This window comes from Micromonospora sp. NPDC000668 (genome assembly GCF_042897975.1).
Classification (GTDB): Bacteria; Actinomycetota; Actinomycetes; order Mycobacteriales; family Micromonosporaceae; genus Micromonospora.
In genome coordinates this window covers 17,890-35,504 of the sequence record NZ_JBIAYP010000001.1, presented here as the reverse complement: position 1 = coordinate 35,504, position 17,615 = coordinate 17,890, and the positions used below count along the sequence as shown (strand labels likewise).

The window sequence follows — 17,615 nt, the reverse complement described above, 5'->3', positions numbered from 1 at the left end:
GTGCGGTGGACAACCGTCGATCGGTCCCATAGCGTCCAACGGATATGCGGAGGACCCTGCCGGCCGCCACGATGGCCCTACTGCTTGCCCTGACCTCCTGCACCACGGCTGGGCCCAGTGGTGCGCCCAACTCGGTGCCGGACGACATGCCGAACGCCTCGCGACAGGACGCGGCCCAGGCCGAGCGGACCATGGCCAGTCTGCGCCGGGTGGACGACCTACCGCTGTACGAGATGACCTACGTCGGGGCGTACGACCCGACGGCGGGCACCGACGCGACCCCGTCCAGCCCGTTCGGTTGCTCGTTGTTCGTCGCCGCGGGCGACCCGGCCCGACCGTTGTTCGCCCGCAACTTCGACTGGGATGCCAACCCGGCGCTCGTGTTGCGGACCGATCCGCCGGACGGCTACGCGGCCATCTCGCTGGTCGACATCTCCTACCTCGGGGTCGGCGCGGACCCGACCGGTGACCGTCGGCTGCTCGACGCGCCGCTGCTGCCGTTCGACGGGATGAACGAGCGGGGCCTCGCGGTGGGGCTGGCCGCGGACGACGCGGCAACGGTCCGCGCCGACCCGGGCAAGCCCACCGTCGGCTCGGTGCGGATCCTGCGGCTGGTGCTGGACCGGGCTGCCACGCTCGACGAGGCGGTGGCCGTGTTCAGCCGGCACAACCTCGACTTCGACGGCGGCCCGGCGCTGCACTACCTGCTGGCCGACGCGACCGGTGCGTCGGCGGTGATCGAGTTCGTCGACGGTGAGCTGCGGGTGGAGCGGGGCACGGGTGGCTGGCAGGCGCTGACCAACGTGCCGGTCGCCGGGGTCTCCGAGCAGCGGCGCCGCGAGGACCACCGGTACGGGCAGATCGCCGCCGCGCTGAGCCAGGCCGGCGGGGTGCTGGACGCCACCGCCGCGCACCGGGTGCTCGCCTCCGTCCGGCAGGGGCACACCCGCTGGTCGGTGACGTACGGCCTGCGCAGCGGCGAGGTCCGGCTGGTCACCGCCACCGGCGGCGGCGAGCGGCGCTACCAGTTGCCGATGAGCTGATTCGCCGTACCCGCTGGAACGTGGCCGGGCCCGGCCCCCGAAATCGGGGACCGGGCCCGGCGTCGTGCGCGGTGCCTACCAGATCAGTGCTCGGTGCCTACCAGCTCAGGTAGCTGGGCTGAGTCTGCACGTTGAGCTCCTTGTACTTGACCAGCTTCGCCGTCCAGGTGCGCCAGTCGTTCAGCTCCAGGACGTCGAGGCCCTTCACCATGTCGTTGGAGTAGATGTGTCCGTTGTAGTAGTACGCGGACCAGGTGCCACCGCCGACGAACGTGTCGGCCGAGAGCGGACCGCGCTCCCAGAAGGCGATCTCCTTCGGGTTGGCCGAGTCGGTGAAGTCCCAGACCGAGATGCCGCCCTGGTACCACGCCTGGACCATGATGTCCCGCCCGAGCACCGGGATCAGCGAGCCGTTGTGCGCCACGCAGTTCTCGGTGTCCGCGTTGTTGCGGGGGATCTTGTAGTAGCTGCGGAAGTTCATCTTCCGGGCGTCACCGTGACCGGTGATGTCGTAGATGGCGTCCGCGCCACGGTTCGGGCCGATGGCCTCGTTGCAGGTCGCCGCGCCACCGCCACCCAGCTCGTCGGTGAAGATCACCTTGGTGCCGGAGTTGTTGAACGTGGCCGAGTGCCAGAACGCGAAGTTGGTCGTGTCCCGTACTCGGTTGATCACCCGGGGCGCCTCCCGGTTGCGGATGTCCAGCAGGATGCCGTCACCCATGCAGGCACCGGCGGCCAGGTCCTTCTCCGGGTAGGCGGTGATGTCGTGGCAACCGGTGGTCGCCGAGCCGGTCCCGCTGCCCGGGAAACCGCCATCCGGGAAGAGGTTCGGCGTCGAGACCACGGCCGCGTCGGTGGGCTTCTTCAGCGGCACCTTGATGATGGAGATGGAGTCGTGCGGCGGCTGGCAGTCGGGGAACTCGGCCCGCGGGCTGTACGACGAGACGTACAGGTAGATCGCCTTGCGGTCCTTGCCCGGCACCAGGGTGTGGGTGTGCGAGCCGCAGGCGGTCTCGACGGACTTGATGTAGCGCGGGTTGGCCTTGTCCTTGATGTCGAAGACCTTGATGCCCTCCCACGACTCCTTCACGTTCGCCCCCTGCGCGGTGCTGTTGCAGGAGTCGTCGCTGCGGGACGAGTCGGTGGAGAGGAAGAGCAGGTCGCCGTGGATGGAGATGTCGTTCTGCGACCCCGGGCAGAGCACGCGGGACTTGACCGTCGGCGCGTTGGGGCGCGAGATGTCGTAGATGACGAAGCCGTTGTAGTTGCCGGCGAAGGCGTACTTGCCCTGGAAGGCGATGTCGCTGTTGGTCGCGTCCAGCGGTGCGACCTTGGGGACGTTGGCGATCTGGCGGAGGTTGGGGCTGCTCACGATCTCGTCGACGCCGGGGATCGTGTTCGCAGCGGCGGCCACCGGGGCCGACTGCGTCACGACCTGCGCGTTGCTTGCCGGGGCGACGAGGACGCTGGCGACGAGGAGGCCGGTGGCGGCGAGGGCCACGATCCGGAGTTGTCGTAACCGTGGCATGTGGAGTCTGATCATCGGCGAGGCCCTTCGCAAGGGGGAGACGATGGTTGGCACATTACCGTCCGACGAAGAGCATCGATGTGACCTGGGTCACATCCTATCGTCTTCCTCAATGGATAACATCGCGATGACCTCGACCCCAGGGAGTGGCCCATGACCAGTCGGCGCGCACGGACCCTGGCGATCGTCACACTGGCGCTCCTGTTGCCGCTGGTGGCGTTCGTCGTTGTCCGCACAGGGGACGACTCCGGGACGCGCGCCGCGCAGCCGGTCTCCGCGCCCACCGCCACCGCGCCGACGGCCAGCCCCGTTCCCACCGACCTGACCGTCATCGCGCCCGGCCGCCCGGGCGAGTCGGCGTCCACCCGCGCGGCCCACGAGGTCCGCGACGCCGGCCCCGCCCCGCACAACTCATTGGACGTCTGGTTCGTACGGATGATGATCCCGCACCACGCGCAGGCGCTGGAGATGGCGCAGCTGGCGCCCGACCGGGCCGCCAACCCGACCATCCGCGCCCTCGCCGACCGGATCCGGGCCAGCCAGGGCCCGGAGATGGGCATGATGCGCGGCTGGCTGCAGACCCGTGGCCTCCCGGCGGAAGCCCCGGGGCACGACCACGGCAGCATGCGCGGAATGCAGTCACCGGAGGCGATGCGGCAACTGGCCGCCGCCCACGGTGCCGACTTCGACCGGCTCTTCGTCCGGATGATGACCGAACACCACGAGGGTGCCATCGAGATGGCCACCAACCTGCTCAAGGTCGGCTCCGACCTGACACTCAGCGAGTTCGCCAACTCGGTCGCCACCGAGCAGACCGTCGAGATCGACCGGATGCGCGAGGTCCTCGCCGGCTGAGCGGGAGGGCTCGGCCATCCGGCACGTACGCTGGGTGACCGTGAGACGCACGATGTTCGGTCGCCCGCTGCGCGGCATCGCCTTCGACGTGGCCGTCGCCGGTGCGGTGGCGCTCCTCGGCCTGCCCGGGGCCGTGAACCAGCCGGGCGGGTGGGCGGCCACCCTGGTCGGCGTGGGGATGGCGGTGGCCCTGCTGTTCCGCCGCTCGTACCCGAGCGCGGTGACCGTGGTGATCGCGGCACTCGCCCTGGTCCAGGTGATCGCACAGTGGGGTCCGCTCGCCTACGACGTCGCCGTCCTGATCGCGCTCTACAGCGTGGTGAAGTACGGCCAGCGGCTGCGCGACGGGGTGCTCGCCGGCGCGGTCGCCGCCGTTGGCGTACTGCTCGCCGCCGCGCAGACGCCGGGCCTCATCAGCTGGTGGGTGACCGCGCTGTGGTACGCGCTGGTCACCGGCGCGGTCTGGCTGGTCGCGCTGAACGTGCGAACCCGCCGCCTCTACGTGCTCAGCCTGGAGGAGCGGGCCAGCACCCTCGAACGCGAACGGGAGGCCGAGTCGCGGGCGGCGGTCGCCGAGGAACGCACCCGGATCGCCCGCGAGCTGCACGACGTGGTGGCGCACAGCATGGCCGTGATGATCGTCCAGGCGGACGGGGCGCGCTTCATGCTTGACCGTGACCCCGAGCAGGCCCGGACGGCGGTGAAGGTGGTCGCGGACACCGGCCGGCAGGCCCTGGAGGAGATGCGCCGGCTGGTCGGCGTCCTGCGGGACGCTGGTCCCTCCGGCGCGGGCGGTTCGGTGGTGGCCGCGGACCCGGAGCACCGCCGGCTGGCCCTGACCGAGCTGCCCGACCTGCTGGCCCGGTTCCGTGACGCCGGGCTGCGCATCCGGCACACCGTCGACGGCGAGCCGCCGGCGCTGCCGCCGGGGCTGGAGCTGACCGTCTACCGGGTCGTGCAGGAGGCGCTGACCAACGCGCTCAAGCACGCCGGCGTCGGTGCCGGCGTCGAGGTGACCCTGACGTACGCCGCCGACGCCGTCGTGGTCCGGGTGCTCGACGACGGTCGCGGCCGGCCCGTGGTCAGCCCGGCGCCGTCCGGCGGTCACGGCCTGCTCGGCATGCGGGAGCGAGTGACGGTGTACGACGGCAGCCTCACCGCCGGCCCTCGGCTGGCCGGGGGCTGGCAGCTCGAGGCCCGGCTACCGCTACCGTCGGACAGCGCAACGGAGGTGATCGCGGCATGACGGTCCGGGTGGTGATCGTGGACGACCAGGCGCTGGTACGCGCCGGGTTCCGGATGGTGCTGGACTCCCAGCCCGACCTGGAGGTGGTCGGAGAGGCCATCGACGGGGCGGATGCGCTGCGCGTGCTCGCCCGCACCGAGGCCGACGTGGTGGTGATGGACATCCGGATGCCGACCATGGACGGGGTCGAAGCGACCCGGCGGCTCTGCGCCGACCGCCCGGCCGGTCCGCCCCGGGTGTTGGTGCTGACCACCTTCGACACCGAGGCGGACGCGTTCGCCGCGCTGCAGGCCGGGGCGAGCGGCTTCCTGCTCAAGAACGTCCCACCGGAGGAGCTGCTGGCCGCGATCCGGGTGGTGGCCGAGGGCGATTCGGTGGTCGCGCCGTCGATCACGCGGCGGCTGCTGGACCGGTTCGCCGGCCAGTTCGGTGCCGGCCCGACCGCCGACCCCCGGCTGGCGCAGCTCACCGAGCGGGAACGCGAGGTGTTGCTGCTGGTCGCGCAGGGGCTGTCCAACGCGGAGATCGCCGCGCGGGTGCACGTGGCCGAGGCGACGGTGAAGACCCACGTCGGGCGGATCCTGGCGAAGCTCCACCTGCGCGACCGGGTTCAGGCGGTGGTGCTGGCGTACGAGAGCGGGCTGGTCACGCCCGGCGGGTGACCCACCGTACGACCTGAGTCGTACCGGCCGGCGGGCACACCGCGACCCGGGACGCACACAGGTCGAGCGCGCAGGTGGAGATCGACCGACCCGCGCCGGCCATAGCGTCGGAGGGGTCCGATCCGCACCTCCACCGGGGAGCCCACGTGTCCCTCGCACCTTCCACCCACGCCGGCACCGGCGTCGCGGTCACCACCCGTGACCTGGAATGCGGGGCGGTGACGGGATGATCCGCCTGACTCTGCGCTCGCTGCGCGCCGAGGCGCTGCGCATGCTGCTCTCCGCGCTGGCCGTCGTGCTCGGTGTCGCGTTCATCGCCGGCACTCTGATCTTCGTCGACGGGATGCGCGCCGGCGCGTACGACCGGGCCGGCACCTTCGACCGACACACCGACCTCGGCGTCTATCCGACCGGTACGAAACCGCTGCCCGCCAGCCTGGTCGATCGGGTCCGGGCTCTCGACGGGGTGGCCGCCGCGGCCGGTGAACTGACCAACACCGGCGGCATCGTCGGCGCCGACGGTCGGCCGGTGCTCGGCTTCACCGTGCTCGTCGCCATTCCCACCGAGGACGCCCTGCGCTCGTACGACGTGGTCGCCGGCCGACTGCCCGACCGCGCCGGAGAGGTGGTGCTCGACGCGCCGACGGTGGCCGAGGAGGGCTTCGCCCTGGGCGCCCCGGTCCAGATCGGCGGCACCGGCGGCGCCGCCCGCCCGTACACCCTGGTCGGGACCGTCGACGTGGCTGGCACCACACGTGACGTCGGCGGTCCGTTCATCGGGCTGGTCGGGCCGGACGCGCTCGCGGTCACCGGCGAGCGCGGATATGGCCGGATCATGGTGGCGGCCCGGCCGGGCACCTCCGCCACCGCACTGGCCGACCGGGTACGCGCCGCCGCCGGCGCCGACACCAGCGTGCGGAGCCGCCAGCAGATCCTCGACGACGCCGTCGACGAGGCGGTTCGTGACCTGGACACGTTCACCATGGTGCTGATGATCTTCGCGGCGGTCGCTGTGGTGGTGGCGGGCTTCGTGATCGCCAACACCTTCGCGATCGTGCTGGCTCAGCGCACCCGGCGGACCGCGCTGCTGCGACTGGTCGGCGCGACCCGGGGGCAGGTCTTCCGGGCCACCCTGCTGGAGTCGGCGGTGATCGGGATGGTCGCCTCCGGGGTCGGGGTGCTGCTCGGGGTGGCGCTCGCCAGCGGAATTCGGCTGCTGACGTCCCGACTGGACGTGCCGGTCTCCGGCGGGCTGACCGTCACCGGATCGACCGTACTGACCGGCCTGCTGCTGGGCACCCTGCTCACCGTGGGCGCCGCCCTGCTACCGGCCTGGCGGGGGACCCGGGTCGCGCCGGTGGCCGCACTCACCGACGCCGCGGTGCAGCCCAGCCGGGGCGCGGGTCGGCTCCGGCTGACCCTCGGTGCGGTGGTGCTGGCCGCCGGTGTCGCCGCGCTGGCTGGCGCCGCGAGCGCCGGTCAGGTGCTGCTGGTGGCTGTCGGAGGGGTGCTGGCCTTCTTCGGGATCGTGCTGTTCGGGCCGGTTCTCGTTCCCGCGCTGGTCCGGGCGTTCGGCTGGCCGGTCCGCCGTCTGGTCGGGGTGACCGCCGGGCTGGCCGTGGCCAACGCGGTCCGCAATCCCCGTCGGGTCGCCGCGACCGCCACCGCGCTGGTGATCGGGATCGGGCTGGTGTCGGCGTTCGTGGTCGGCGCACGCAGCACCAAGGACGGCATCGAACGCAGTGTGGACGCCGAGATCGGGACCGACTTCGTGGTCAGCGGAATCGGCTCGAACCTCCCCGCCGCGCTCGCCGGTGAGCTGGCGGCCCGTCCCGAGCTGGGTGTGGTGCACGAGCAGCGCAGCACGGTCGCCGCCGACATCGAGATCCGCGCCGCCCATCCGGCGTTGGTCGGCCGGACGCTGAGCGGCGTGCTGGCCGGCGAGGTCGGCCGGCTCGGGCCGGGTCAGGTGCTGGTGCACCGGGAGCTCGCGCAGGCGCGGGGTTGGCAGGTCGGCTCCCCGGTCACCGTCCGGGGGCACCCGTTCCGGGTGGTCGCGGTGGTCGCCGACGACACGCCCGCCATGGCCGCCAGTGGTGCACCCGCCGGGCACGTCATCGAGATGGCCGACGCCGATTTCGCCGCGCTCTTTCCCGACCAGCGGGGCTTCCTGGCCGAGGCGGACCCCGCGGCCGGAGTGAGCGCCGAGCGGGCCCGGGACGCGATCGAGGCGGTGCTGGCCCGCTACCCGACGGTGAACCTGATGGACCAGGGCGCGTACAAGAAGATGCTCACCGGCACCGTGGACATGTTGCTGGCCTTCGTCACCGCGCTGCTCGGCCTGGCCGTGGTGATCGCCCTGTTCGGCGTGGCGAACACGCTGAGCCTGTCGGTGGTGGAGCGCACCCGGGAGAACGCGGTGCTGCGGGCGGTCGGGCTGACCCGGGGCCGGATGCGGGCCATGCTCGCTGTGGAGGCGGTGCTGGTGGCACTGGTCGGCGCGGTGCTCGGAGTCGGGCTGGGCACCGGGGTCAGCGCCGCCGCCATGGCCCTGCTGGCCCGCCTGGGCGGGGACTTCCACGTGGTGCTGCCGCTCGGCCAACTCGGGCTGATTCTCGGCGGCGCGGTGCTGGCTGCCCTGCTCGCCTCGGTGCTGCCAGCCCGCCGGGCGCTGTCCCGGCCGGTCGTCGAGGCGCTCAGCGACTAGGAACCGGGCGGCGACGCGGACGGACAGCCGCCGGCCGGCCCCGCCGTCTTCCCCGGCGGCGGGACCGGCCAGCAGTGCCGGGCCTACAGAAGCTCGACCATCGAGCCGGAGCACCGGTTGCGGGTGTCGAAGACGTAGCGGGCGTGCCGGACCACCAGGTCGTAGTCGAAGCTGTCGTGGTCGGTGACCACCACCACCGCGTCGGCGGCCCGCACCTCCCGCTCGGTCAGCCCGACCACGGTCACTCCGGCGGGGATCTGGTGCGCTTCGGCGTACGGCTCGACCGCGTGGACCTGGGCACCGAGGGCCTGTAAGCGGCGGGCCACGTCGACCGCGGGGGAGTCCCGCATGTCGCCGGTGTTCTTCTTGTACGCCAGCCCGAGCAGCAGCAGCCGGGCACCACTGACCGAGCGGCCGGCCCTGTTCAGCCCTGCCATGATCCGCTGCGTGACGTGCTCGGGCATCTCGTGGTTGACGTCGTTGGCCAGCTCGATGAACCGGAACTGCCGGCCCAGGCGGCGCTTCACCTGCCAGGACAGGTAGCACGGGTCGATCGGCAGGCAGTGCCCGCCGACGCCGGGGCCGGGGCGGAACGGCAGGAAGCCGAACGGCTTGGTCTCGGCGGCGTCGATCGCCTGCCAGACGTCGATGTCCAGGTGGTGCGAGAGCATGGTCAGCTCGTTGATCAGCGCGATGTTGACCTGGCGGAAGGTGTTCTCGATCAGCTTGGTCAGCTCGGCGACCTGGGTCGAGTCGACCGGCACGGTGCGCTCCACGAGCCGCCGGTAGAACCCGTCCACCCGGGCCAGCGACGCCTGATCCACGCCCGAGACCACCTTCGGGGTGTTCTCCAGCCGCCAGGTCGGGTTGCCGGGGTCGATCCGCTCCGGGCTGTAGCCGAGGTGGAAGTCGCCGGGGCTCTGCAGCCCGCTGGCCGATTCCAGCAGCGGACGCAGCAGCTCCTGCGTGGTGCCCGGGTAGGTGGTCGACTCCAGGATCACCGTGCTGCCCGGCCGCACGTACGGGCCGATGCCGACGCCGGCCTGCTCGACGAAGCTCAGGTCGGGGGTTCCGTCGCGCAGTGGGGTGGGGACGGTGATGACGCAGATGTCGAAGCCCTCGGCGTCGGTGTACTCGGTGCTGGGGTGGTACCGCCCACTGCCCAGCGCCCGGCCCAGCCGGTCGGTCGGGATGTCCTCGACGAACGATTCGCCGGACGCGAGCCGCTTCACCCGGTCGGCGTCGACGTCGAGGCCGACGACGTCCAGCCCCGCCTCCACGGCGCGCATGGCCAGCGGCAGTCCGACGTACCCCTGGCCGATCACGACCAGCTTCTCAGCACTCACCCGGGCTCCTGCGGCAGATGGTGGAAATGACCTGCTGAGAGCCTAGAGGGGTCTTCGGTGCCGTAAGTCCGTTTTGGTGATACCGGTGCTGGTGGGGCTGATGAGCGGCAGCGGTCCGCTCAGCTGCCCGAGAGTGCCCCTGGTTCGACCGTCGGGCTCGTGGTGGGGGTCGGCTCGACCGGCGTCGGGTCGGTCGTCGGGCCGCCCGTCGGGTCGGTCGTCGGGGGCGTGGTGGCGCTCGGCGACGGCGACGACGGGCTCGCCGTCTGGCTGGGCTGTGTGCTCGGCGTCGCGCTCACCGAGGCCGACGGGGTGTTCTGGGGGGCGTGCGGGCGGTCCGGCCGGGCCGGATTCGTGATCTGCTCGTTCGCCGCCGGCAGGTCAACCTGGTCGGTCGGCGCCACGGTCGGCGAGGTGGTGGGCAGCTTGACCGCCGGGGCGTCCGCGTTCTTCGCCGCGCCCAGCGCCGTCACCAGGCCGGTCACGGCCACGAGTACGGTCGCCGCCGCGCCGACCAGCGCGCCCCGTCGACCGCGTCGACCGCCCGCCGGGGCGACCGCCGCGCCGACCGGCACGTCGGTACGGGTGCCCGGCCCGGCGTCGCGCAGCGGGACCGACGACGCCATCGCGGTGGGCGGCTCCCCACCGGTCACCGCGGTCCGGGCCGCCTCGGCCATCGCCGCGCCGCTGGTGAACCGCTCGAGCGGATCCTTGGCCAGTGCCCGGGACACCAGAGCGCGGACCGCCTCCGGAATCTCGTGCGGCAGCTCCGGCGGCTCGTCGTCCAGGTGCCGGACGGCGACCTGGAGCGGGTTGTCGCCGGTGAACGGCGGACCGCCGGTGAGGCAGCAGTACGCGACCGCGCCGAGGGCGTAGATGTCGGTGGCACCGCTGACCGGCCGGCCGGCGGCCTGTTCGGGCGCCATGTAGAGGGCGGTGCCCGGCACCGCGTTGGTGCTGGTGATGCTGGTGACGTTGGTGGAGCGGGCCACCCCGAAGTCCACCAGGACGACGGTGCCGTCCTCGTGAACCAGTAGGTTGCTGGGCTTGACGTCGCGGTGCACGATGCCGCCGCGGTGCGCCGCGTTCAGCGCCCGGGCCGCCTGAGCCACGATCGACATCGTCTCGGTCACGTCGAGTCGGCCGGCCGACTCGATCCGCTTGGACAGCGGCTCGCCGTCGACGAACTCCATGACCAGGTAGTCCGCCCGGCTGCCGTCGGGCAGGTCGTCCTCGCCGCAGTCGTAGACCTGCACGATGCCCGGGTGCCGCAGGGCCGCCATGATCCGCGCCTCGGCCCGGAACCGGGCGATGAAGTCGGGGTCGGAGACCAGCGCCGGCAGCAGGACCTTGACCGCGACCTGCCGGCCGAGGACCAGGTCGGTGCCACGCCAGACGTCGCCCATGCCGCCGGTGGCGACACGTTCGTCCAGGCGGTATCTACCGCTGAGCACGACCTCCGATGACAACACAGCATTACCGTACCCAGAGTGGCGCTGAACGGCGCGCCACGGTTGCTCGGCCGGGCGGTCCATACCGACGGTCCATCCGGTCTGACCTGTGTGGACGTGGTCGGTGTGTGACGAGACAGCGACGCCGTGTGACAAAAGCCGACACACGGCGGCGTACGCTCGCTCACGACGCCGGAGAATCGTCCCGCGGCGCGCGTAGCGTCCGTAGGTCACCGCGCGTTACGGCAACGCGCCGTCCGAGCCGGTTGATAATTGTCACTCTTCCGTGACACGGTGCCAGCTTGTCGCCCCGTTGCTCCCCCTCCTAGCGTTAGCCCGGCTCAGGCCCGCCCGGGACAGCGCGTCGACAACCGACCGTCATGGCGCTGGTCCAGACCACCAGCCCCGGCCACCGCGGACCCGGGCGCGATCAGAATCGGCGGAGGGCGGTGCGGTGCGGGAACTGATCCGGCCGACGGTCCGTGCCGTCCGGAACGCCCCGGCGCAGCGGATCGGGCCGGGATGTCCCGGACGATTCGTGGTCCCCGGATGAGCGGCGAGCTGTCGGACGCGGTCACCGCGGCGCAGGCCGGAGACGAGGACGCTTTCCGCTTCCTCTACCGCAGCCTCCAGCCCGGCCTGCTGCGCTACCTGACCGCCCTGGTCGGCACGGACGCCGAGGACGTCGCATCGGAGACCTGGCTGCAGATATCCCGCGACCTGCCCAACTTCACCGGCGGTGAGTTCCGCGCCTGGACCGTGACCATCGCCCGCAATCGGGCGATGGACCACCTGCGCCGGCTGCGTCGCCGACCATCGGTGGCGGTTCCGGTGCAGGCGCTCGCCGAGTTGGCCGACGACGCGGACACCGCCGAGCGGGCCGGCGAGACGGTCGGCACCGAGGCCGCCCTGGCACTGATCGCCACCCTTCCTCCCCGGGAGGCCGAGGCGGTTCTCCTGCGGGCCGTGATCGGGCTGGACGCGGAGTCCGCCGGCCGGGTACTGGGCCGCCGGGCCGGTGCCGTCCGGACCGCCGCCCACCGGGGTCTGCGGCGGCTCGCCGCCCTACTGGAACAGCAGGGCCTGGTCGCGGCGTCGCCGGGTGACGAGGGCACGGTGCGGCCGGTGGACGCCGAGGGCACGGTGCCGCCGGTCGGTGTCGAGGCGGTGCCACCGCCTCGTCATCGCGGCGCTCGATCCCGGCGGACGTCGCGCGCCGAGCCGGCGGACGGCTGACGTGAGGGGATTCCGGATGAACCCGTACCGGCGGGCCGATCGTGCCGAGACCGAACGACTGCTCGACGCGACCCGCGCCGGCCAGGCCGCCGACCCGGACGCCGCGTCGGCCCAGGTCCGCGCGACCAGCCCCGAGCGCACGGCGGCCGACCCGGTGGCACGACTGCTCGCTGCGGCCGCCGGCCCGTCCCGGCCCGGGGAGCTGACCGGCGAGGAGGCCGCACTGGCCGCGTTCCGGGCCGCCCAGGTCAACCCGGCGCCGACCGTGGCCCGCCGGCCACACGGCCGCCGAGCGACCACCGGCGTGGTGGCCTGGATCGGAGCGGTGGCGGCCACCGCCACCGCGGGCGCCGCCTTCGCCGCGGTCCGTCTGGACCGGGCACCGGACCCGGTGCCACCGGCGCCGAGCAGCCCGTCGTTCAGCCCTTCCGACGTCGAGGCGACCGCGTCCGGTGATCGCACCGCCGCGCCCAGCCGGTCGGTGGCGCCGCCGCCCGGCACGCCATCCGCTTCCAGCACCCCGTCGGCTGCTGGCAAACCGCCCGCCGGGCAGCTGCGGGGGTTGTGCCGCGCCTGGCTGGCCAAGAATCCCGACCAGCGGGAGAAGGCGCTGCGTACGCAGTCCTTCCAGAACCTGGTGACCGCCGCCGGCGGCGCTGGCGAGGTCGAGGCGTACTGCCAGCGGCTGGTGCCCGAGGCGGAGCCGACCACGTCGCCGAAGGTCAAGCCTTCATCGACCGGCGAGCCCGCCCGGCGGTGAGCGTCCGACCGGCGGGGCGGTTCGTTCCGCCCTGCACCGGGAAATTCGTCTGTTAGACAGAGGTTGGTGGCGCCGTCGACGCCCCCGACGGTGTCGGTGGGCGGGTTTACGGTGGCACAGTGTCCCGGAGCCGGCACACGGAGAGGGGGCCACGACCGGTGGTGACGTCACCTGAGCTGGACCGCAGCGCCATCCTGCACGAGTCCGCCGCCGCAAACCGACACCTCGCCCGGATCTGCTTCAAGACCGGCCCACCCACCCGCACCGGCGTCGAACTGGAATGGACCGTGCACGACGCCGCCGATCCCGCCCGACCCGTCGACCCGACGCGGCTGCGGGCGGCGCTGGGGCGGCACAGCCCCGTCACGCTGGACGCCACCAGCCCGGCCGAGCCGCTGCGATACGGCGGCACGGTGACCTTGGAGCCGGGCGGCCAGTTGGAGATCTCCACCCCACCCCGCCCCTCGGTCGCCGCGCTGATCCAGGCCACCGAGGCCGACATCGCCCATGTCACCGACCTGCTGGCCGCCGGCGGGCTGATTCTCGGTCGCAGTGGCATCGACCCGCACCGCCGGCCCCACCCGGTGGTGGACACCCCCCGCTATCGCGCGATGCGCGGCGCCTTCGACCGGCGAGGCCCGGCCGGCCGCACCATGATGTACAGCACCGCCGGCCTGCAGGTCTGCCTCGACGCCGGCGAGCCGGACCAGGTCGCGGCGCGCTGGGCCGCGGCCCACGCGGTCGGCCCGCCCCTGCTCGCCGCGTTCGCCTCCGCCACCCGGCACGCCGGTCGGCGTACCGGCTGGGCGTCCGCCCGGATGGCCGCCTGGTTGGCCATCGACCCGGCCCGCACCCGACCCGTCTGGGCGGCCGGCCGCCCAGACGAGGACCCGACCGCCGCCTGGATCCGGTACGTGCTCGCCGCGCCACTGCTCTGCCTGCGTCGGCACGGTTCGGACTGGACCGCGCCGCCCGGCGTGACCTTCGCCGACTGGCTTGACGGCGCGTTGCCCCGCCCGCCCACGACCGACGACCTCGACTACCACGTCAGCACCCTCTTTCCGCCGGTGCGGCCGCGCGGCTACCTGGAGCTGCGCTACCTGGACGCCCAGCCCGGTCGGGACTGGCGACTCCCGCTGGCGGTGCTGACCGCCCTGTTCGCCGATCCGGGCACCGTGCACGCGGCGTACGCGATCGGCGCGCCGGTGGCGCACCGCTGGTCCACGGCGGCCCGGCACGGCCTGGCCGACCCGGCGCTGGCCGTCGCCGCGGCGGCGCTGCTCGACCTGGCCCTGACCACCCTGCCCCGGCTGGACCTGCCGGCCGGCATCCACGACGAGATCCAGCGAGGCGTACGGCGGCGGCTGACCGCCGCGGAAAGGGGAGACCGGTGAGTGCGAGGAGTGAGCCGGGGTTGCGAGCCCCGCAGTCGCGACCGAAAGGTGGCGCGGGGACCGCGAGCACGACGGGACACGCCGACGGGGAGCAACTGCGCGGCCGGATCGCGGCGGAGCTGGCGCGGGCCCGCTCCCGCACTGCGCTGCTGACCGAGGTGGTCGACGACGCCGACCTGATGCGCCAGCACTCGCCGCTGATGTCGCCGCTGGTCTGGGACCTGGCCCACGTCGGCAACCAGGAGGAGCTCTGGCTGGTCCGCGACGTCGGGGGCCGCGAGCCGGTCCGGTGCGACATCGACGAGCTGTACGACGCGTTCAAGCAGCCGCGCCGGGACCGTCCCACGCTGCCCCTGCTGCCACCGGCCGAGGCACGCGCCTACCTGGGCACCGTCCGGGACAAGGTGCACGACCTGCTCGACGCGGTGACCTTCAGCGAACGGCCGTTGGTCGCCGACGGGTTCGCCTTCGGCATGATCGTCCAGCACGAGCAGCAGCACGACGAGACGATGCTCGCCACCCACCAACTGCGCTCGGGGCCGGCGGTGCTGCACGCCCCGCCGCCGCCGGAGCCGCCCGCCCGGGTCGGTGGGGAGGTCCTGGTGCCGGCCGGTCCCTTCACCATGGGCACCGACACCGACCCGTGGGCCCTGGACAACGAGCGTCCCGCGCATCGCGTCGACCTGCCCGCGTACGTCATCGACGCCACCCCGGTGACCAACGGCGAGTACGAGGGGTTCATCGCCGACGGCGGCTACTCCGACCCGCGCTGGTGGAGCGCCGAAGGGTGGGCGCACCGACTCCAGGAGCAACTCAGCGCGCCGATGCACTGGCGCCGCGATGGCGACGGCTGGTCGTACCGGCGCTTCGGCCGGTGGGACCGGGTCCGCGCCGACGAGCCGGTGGTACACGTGTGCTGGTACGAGGCGCAGGCGTACACGGCGTGGGCCGGCAAGCGGTTACCGACCGAGGCGGAGTGGGAGAAGGCGGCCCGCTGGGATCCGGCGACGGGGCGGTCCCGCCGCTACCCCTGGGGTGACGACGACCCGACCGACACGCACGCCAACCTCGACCAACGCCACCTGCGGCCGGCCCCGGTGGGCGCGTACCCGGCCGGTGCCTCACCGCTGGGCGTGCATCAGCTCATCGGTGACGTCTGGGAGTGGACCTCGACGACGTTCGGCGGGCATCCCGGCTTCGCCGCGTTCCCCTACCGGGAATACTCGGAGGTCTTCTTCGGCGACGACTACCGGGTGCTGCGTGGTGGCTCGTTCGGCACCGACCGGTCGGCCTGCCGGGGCACCTTCCGCAACTGGGACTATCCGATCCGCCGGCAGATCTTCAGCGGTTTCCGCTGCGCCCGCGACGCCAGCCCGGACGAGTCGCACCGGTGAGCCGCCGCGCGACCGGCGGGCCGGCGGGCGGGGTGCGCTGATGTGTCGCCACCTGGCCTACCTGGGGCCGCCGGTCACCCTGGCCGAGTTGCTGTTCGACCCCCCGTACTCACTGGTGCGGCAGTCCTGGGCGCCCCGCGACATGCGCGGCGGCGGCACGATCAACGCCGACGGGTTCGGCGTCGGCTGGTACCCGGGTGACGGTGAGCCGGTGCGCTACCGGCGGGCCCAGCCGATCTGGAGCGACCCGACCATCGCCCAGCTCGCGGCGGTGACCCGCGCCGGCGCGGTCCTCGCCGCGGTCCGCTCGGCCACCGTCGGGATGGCGGTGCTCGACGGCGCTGCCGCGCCGTTCGCCGAGGGGCGATGGCTGTTCAGCCACAACGGGGTGGTGCGCGGCTGGCCGGACGCCGTGGTGCCGCTCGCCGCCGGCCTGCCGGTGCGCGACCTGCTCACCCTGGACGCCGCCACCGACTCGGCGCTGCTCTGGGCGCTGGTCCGGCAGCGCCTGCGCGCCGGCGTCGACCCGGCCGAGGCGGTCGCGCAGACGGTGGCCGACGTCGCCGCTGCGGCCCCCGGGTCGCGGCTCAACCTGCTGCTCACCGACGGGCACCGGGTGGTGGCCAGCGCGGCCGGGCACGCGCTGTCGGTGCGCGCGGCGGCGGGCACCGTGCTGCTCGCCTCGGAGCCGCACGACGACGACCCCGGGTGGCGGCCGGTGCCGGAGGGGCACCTGGTCACCGCCACCGCGAGCGAGGTGCGGGTGAGCCCGCTGCCGAACCGGTGAGTCGCACCGGTCGTGCCCCAACGGTTGACCGAGCAGAGAGGAAACACCAATGACCGCGGAGCCGCTGGAGATCTACCTCGAGGAGCAGGACCTGGAGCGGGGCCTGCGCCAGGACGTTCGGGCCGGGCTGAGCGCCGAGGAGAAGTGGCTTCCACCGAAGTGGTTCTACGACGCCCGGGGCAGCGAGCTGTTCGAGGCGATCACCCGGCTGCCCGAGTACTACCCGACCCGGGCCGAGCGGGCCGTGCTGGCCGAGCACGCGCCCGACATCGCGGCGCTCACCGGGGCCAAGACCCTCATCGAGCTGGGCTCCGGCTCGTCGGAGAAGACCCGTCTGCTGCTGGACGCCTTCACCCGTCAGGGCGGGTTGGGCACGTTCGTTCCGCTCGACGTGTCGGTCAGTGCGCTGCTGGGGTCCACCGCGCAGATCGCCGCCGACTATCCGGGGCTACGGGTCCGGGGCATCGTCGGGGACTTCACCCGGCAGCTGGACCGGCTGCCCACCGGGGGCCGCCGGCTGGTGGTGTTCCTCGGCGGCACCATCGGCAATCTCCTGCCGGCCGAGCGGGCCGAGTTCCTGGCCGAGATGCGCGGCGCGCTGGAGGTGGGCGACTGGCTGCTGCTCGGCACCGACCTGGTCAAGGACCCGTCGGTGCTCGTGCCCGCGTACGACGACGCGGCCGGGGTGACGGCGGAGTTCAACCGGAACGTGCTGCATGTGATCAACCGGGAGTTGGGCGCCGATTTCGACCCGGAGGCGTTCGACCACGTCGCCCGCTGGGACCCGGACCACGAGTGGATCGAGATGCGGCTGCGGGCGACCCGGCCGTTGCGGGTCCGGGTGCTGGACCTGACCGTGGACTTCGCCGCGGGGGAGGAGCTGCGCACGGAGGTGTCGGCGAAGTTCCGCCCGGCGGGGATCGCCGCCGAGTTGGCCGCGGCGGGTTTCACCGCGACGGAGTTCTGGACCGACCCGGATGGGCTGTTCGGGGTCACGCTGGCCAAGGCGCGGTGAGGCTGTTCACCCACCCCGACCGGCCCCACCGATGATCGGCTAGGCTGGTCGCGCGAAGGGGAGTAGCCCCCAATGTCGTGGTCGACATACTGGTGCGTTCCGCACCCGGCCACGCGGCCCCGGTCTCCGGGGCGGGCGAGACCTTCGACTCAGGCTGTCGTGGCCGGGTCGAGGGCGCCTCTTTTCCTCCT

At 73.1% G+C, this 17,615-nt stretch carries 14 protein-coding genes; 11 read left to right on the top strand and 3 right to left on the bottom strand.

Going from position 1 to position 17,615, the window contains the following annotated elements:
* Positions 1-44 precede the first annotated feature (44 nt).
* On the top strand, positions 45-1,043 hold the full coding sequence (locus ACFY29_RS00160; protein WP_386981889.1) for a carcinine hydrolase/isopenicillin-N N-acyltransferase family protein: 999 nt from the start codon (positions 45-47) through the stop codon (positions 1,041-1,043).
* 97 nt (positions 1,044-1,140) lie between these two features.
* On the opposite strand, the gene ACFY29_RS00155 is transcribed toward ACFY29_RS00160, so the two are convergent.
* Complete coding sequence (locus ACFY29_RS00155; protein WP_386981887.1) at positions 1,141-2,586, bottom strand: LVIVD repeat-containing protein; 1,446 nt, start codon at positions 2,584-2,586, stop codon at positions 1,141-1,143.
* Positions 2,587-2,724: 138 nt separating this feature from the next.
* Here ACFY29_RS00155 and ACFY29_RS00150 point away from each other — a divergent pair, with 138 nt between their 5' ends.
* From ACFY29_RS00150 to ACFY29_RS00135, 4 genes are all read left to right on the top strand, one after another.
* A complete protein-coding gene (locus ACFY29_RS00150) occupies positions 2,725-3,426 on the top strand; it encodes a DUF305 domain-containing protein (protein ID WP_355611284.1) in 702 nt (233 codons plus the stop codon).
* A gap of 34 nt (positions 3,427-3,460) precedes the next feature.
* A complete protein-coding gene (locus ACFY29_RS00145) occupies positions 3,461-4,672 on the top strand; it encodes a sensor histidine kinase (RefSeq protein ID WP_386981883.1) in 1,212 nt (403 codons plus the stop codon).
* Entirely contained in the window at positions 4,669-5,334 is a 666-nt protein-coding gene (locus ACFY29_RS00140; RefSeq protein ID WP_386981880.1) for a response regulator, read from the top strand. The genes ACFY29_RS00145 and ACFY29_RS00140 overlap by 4 nt, the downstream gene beginning before the upstream one ends.
* Before the next feature lie 226 nt (positions 5,335-5,560).
* Positions 5,561-8,041, top strand: coding sequence for an ABC transporter permease (locus tag ACFY29_RS00135; protein WP_386981877.1), 2,481 nt, complete (start codon positions 5,561-5,563; stop codon positions 8,039-8,041).
* 83 nt (positions 8,042-8,124) lie between these two features.
* Here ACFY29_RS00135 and ACFY29_RS00130 read toward each other — a convergent pair whose 3' ends face one another.
* Together ACFY29_RS00130 and ACFY29_RS00125 are read right to left on the bottom strand one after the other, a co-directional pair.
* A complete protein-coding gene (locus ACFY29_RS00130) occupies positions 8,125-9,387 on the bottom strand; it encodes a nucleotide sugar dehydrogenase (protein WP_386981876.1) in 1,263 nt (420 codons plus the stop codon).
* 119 nt (positions 9,388-9,506) lie between these two features.
* A complete protein-coding gene (locus ACFY29_RS00125; protein WP_386981873.1) occupies positions 9,507-10,859 on the bottom strand; it encodes a protein kinase in 1,353 nt (450 codons plus the stop codon).
* A gap of 528 nt (positions 10,860-11,387) precedes the next feature.
* On the opposite strand from ACFY29_RS00125, the gene ACFY29_RS00120 reads away from it, so the two are divergent.
* The 6 genes from ACFY29_RS00120 (at position 11,388) to egtD (ending at position 17,424) form a co-directional block, all read left to right on the top strand.
* Positions 11,388-12,074 (top strand): RNA polymerase sigma factor, encoded by a 687-nt coding sequence (locus ACFY29_RS00120; RefSeq protein ID WP_386981870.1) that lies wholly within the window; start codon positions 11,388-11,390, stop codon positions 12,072-12,074.
* 16 nt (positions 12,075-12,090) lie between these two features.
* The gene (locus tag ACFY29_RS00115) at positions 12,091-12,834 is read left to right on the top strand and encodes a hypothetical protein (RefSeq protein WP_386981867.1); all 744 of its coding nucleotides are present in this window, start codon (positions 12,091-12,093) and stop codon (positions 12,832-12,834) included.
* A 158-nt stretch (positions 12,835-12,992) separates the two neighbouring features.
* On the top strand, positions 12,993-14,228 hold the full coding sequence (egtA, locus tag ACFY29_RS00110; RefSeq protein WP_386981865.1) for an ergothioneine biosynthesis glutamate--cysteine ligase EgtA: 1,236 nt from the start codon (positions 12,993-12,995) through the stop codon (positions 14,226-14,228).
* Positions 14,229-14,323: 95 nt separating this feature from the next.
* The gene (gene egtB, locus ACFY29_RS00105; protein ID WP_386984568.1) at positions 14,324-15,622 is read left to right on the top strand and encodes an ergothioneine biosynthesis protein EgtB; all 1,299 of its coding nucleotides are present in this window, start codon (positions 14,324-14,326) and stop codon (positions 15,620-15,622) included.
* 40 nt (positions 15,623-15,662) lie between these two features.
* Positions 15,663-16,409, top strand: a complete 747-nt coding sequence (gene egtC, locus ACFY29_RS00100) for an ergothioneine biosynthesis protein EgtC (RefSeq protein WP_386981862.1) — start codon at positions 15,663-15,665, stop codon at positions 16,407-16,409.
* 49 nt (positions 16,410-16,458) lie between these two features.
* Positions 16,459-17,424 carry an L-histidine N(alpha)-methyltransferase gene (gene egtD / locus ACFY29_RS00095; protein ID WP_386981859.1) on the top strand — a complete coding sequence of 322 codons (966 nt, stop codon included), beginning with the start codon at positions 16,459-16,461 and terminating at the stop codon, positions 17,422-17,424.
* The last annotated feature ends 191 nt before the right edge of the window (positions 17,425-17,615 follow it).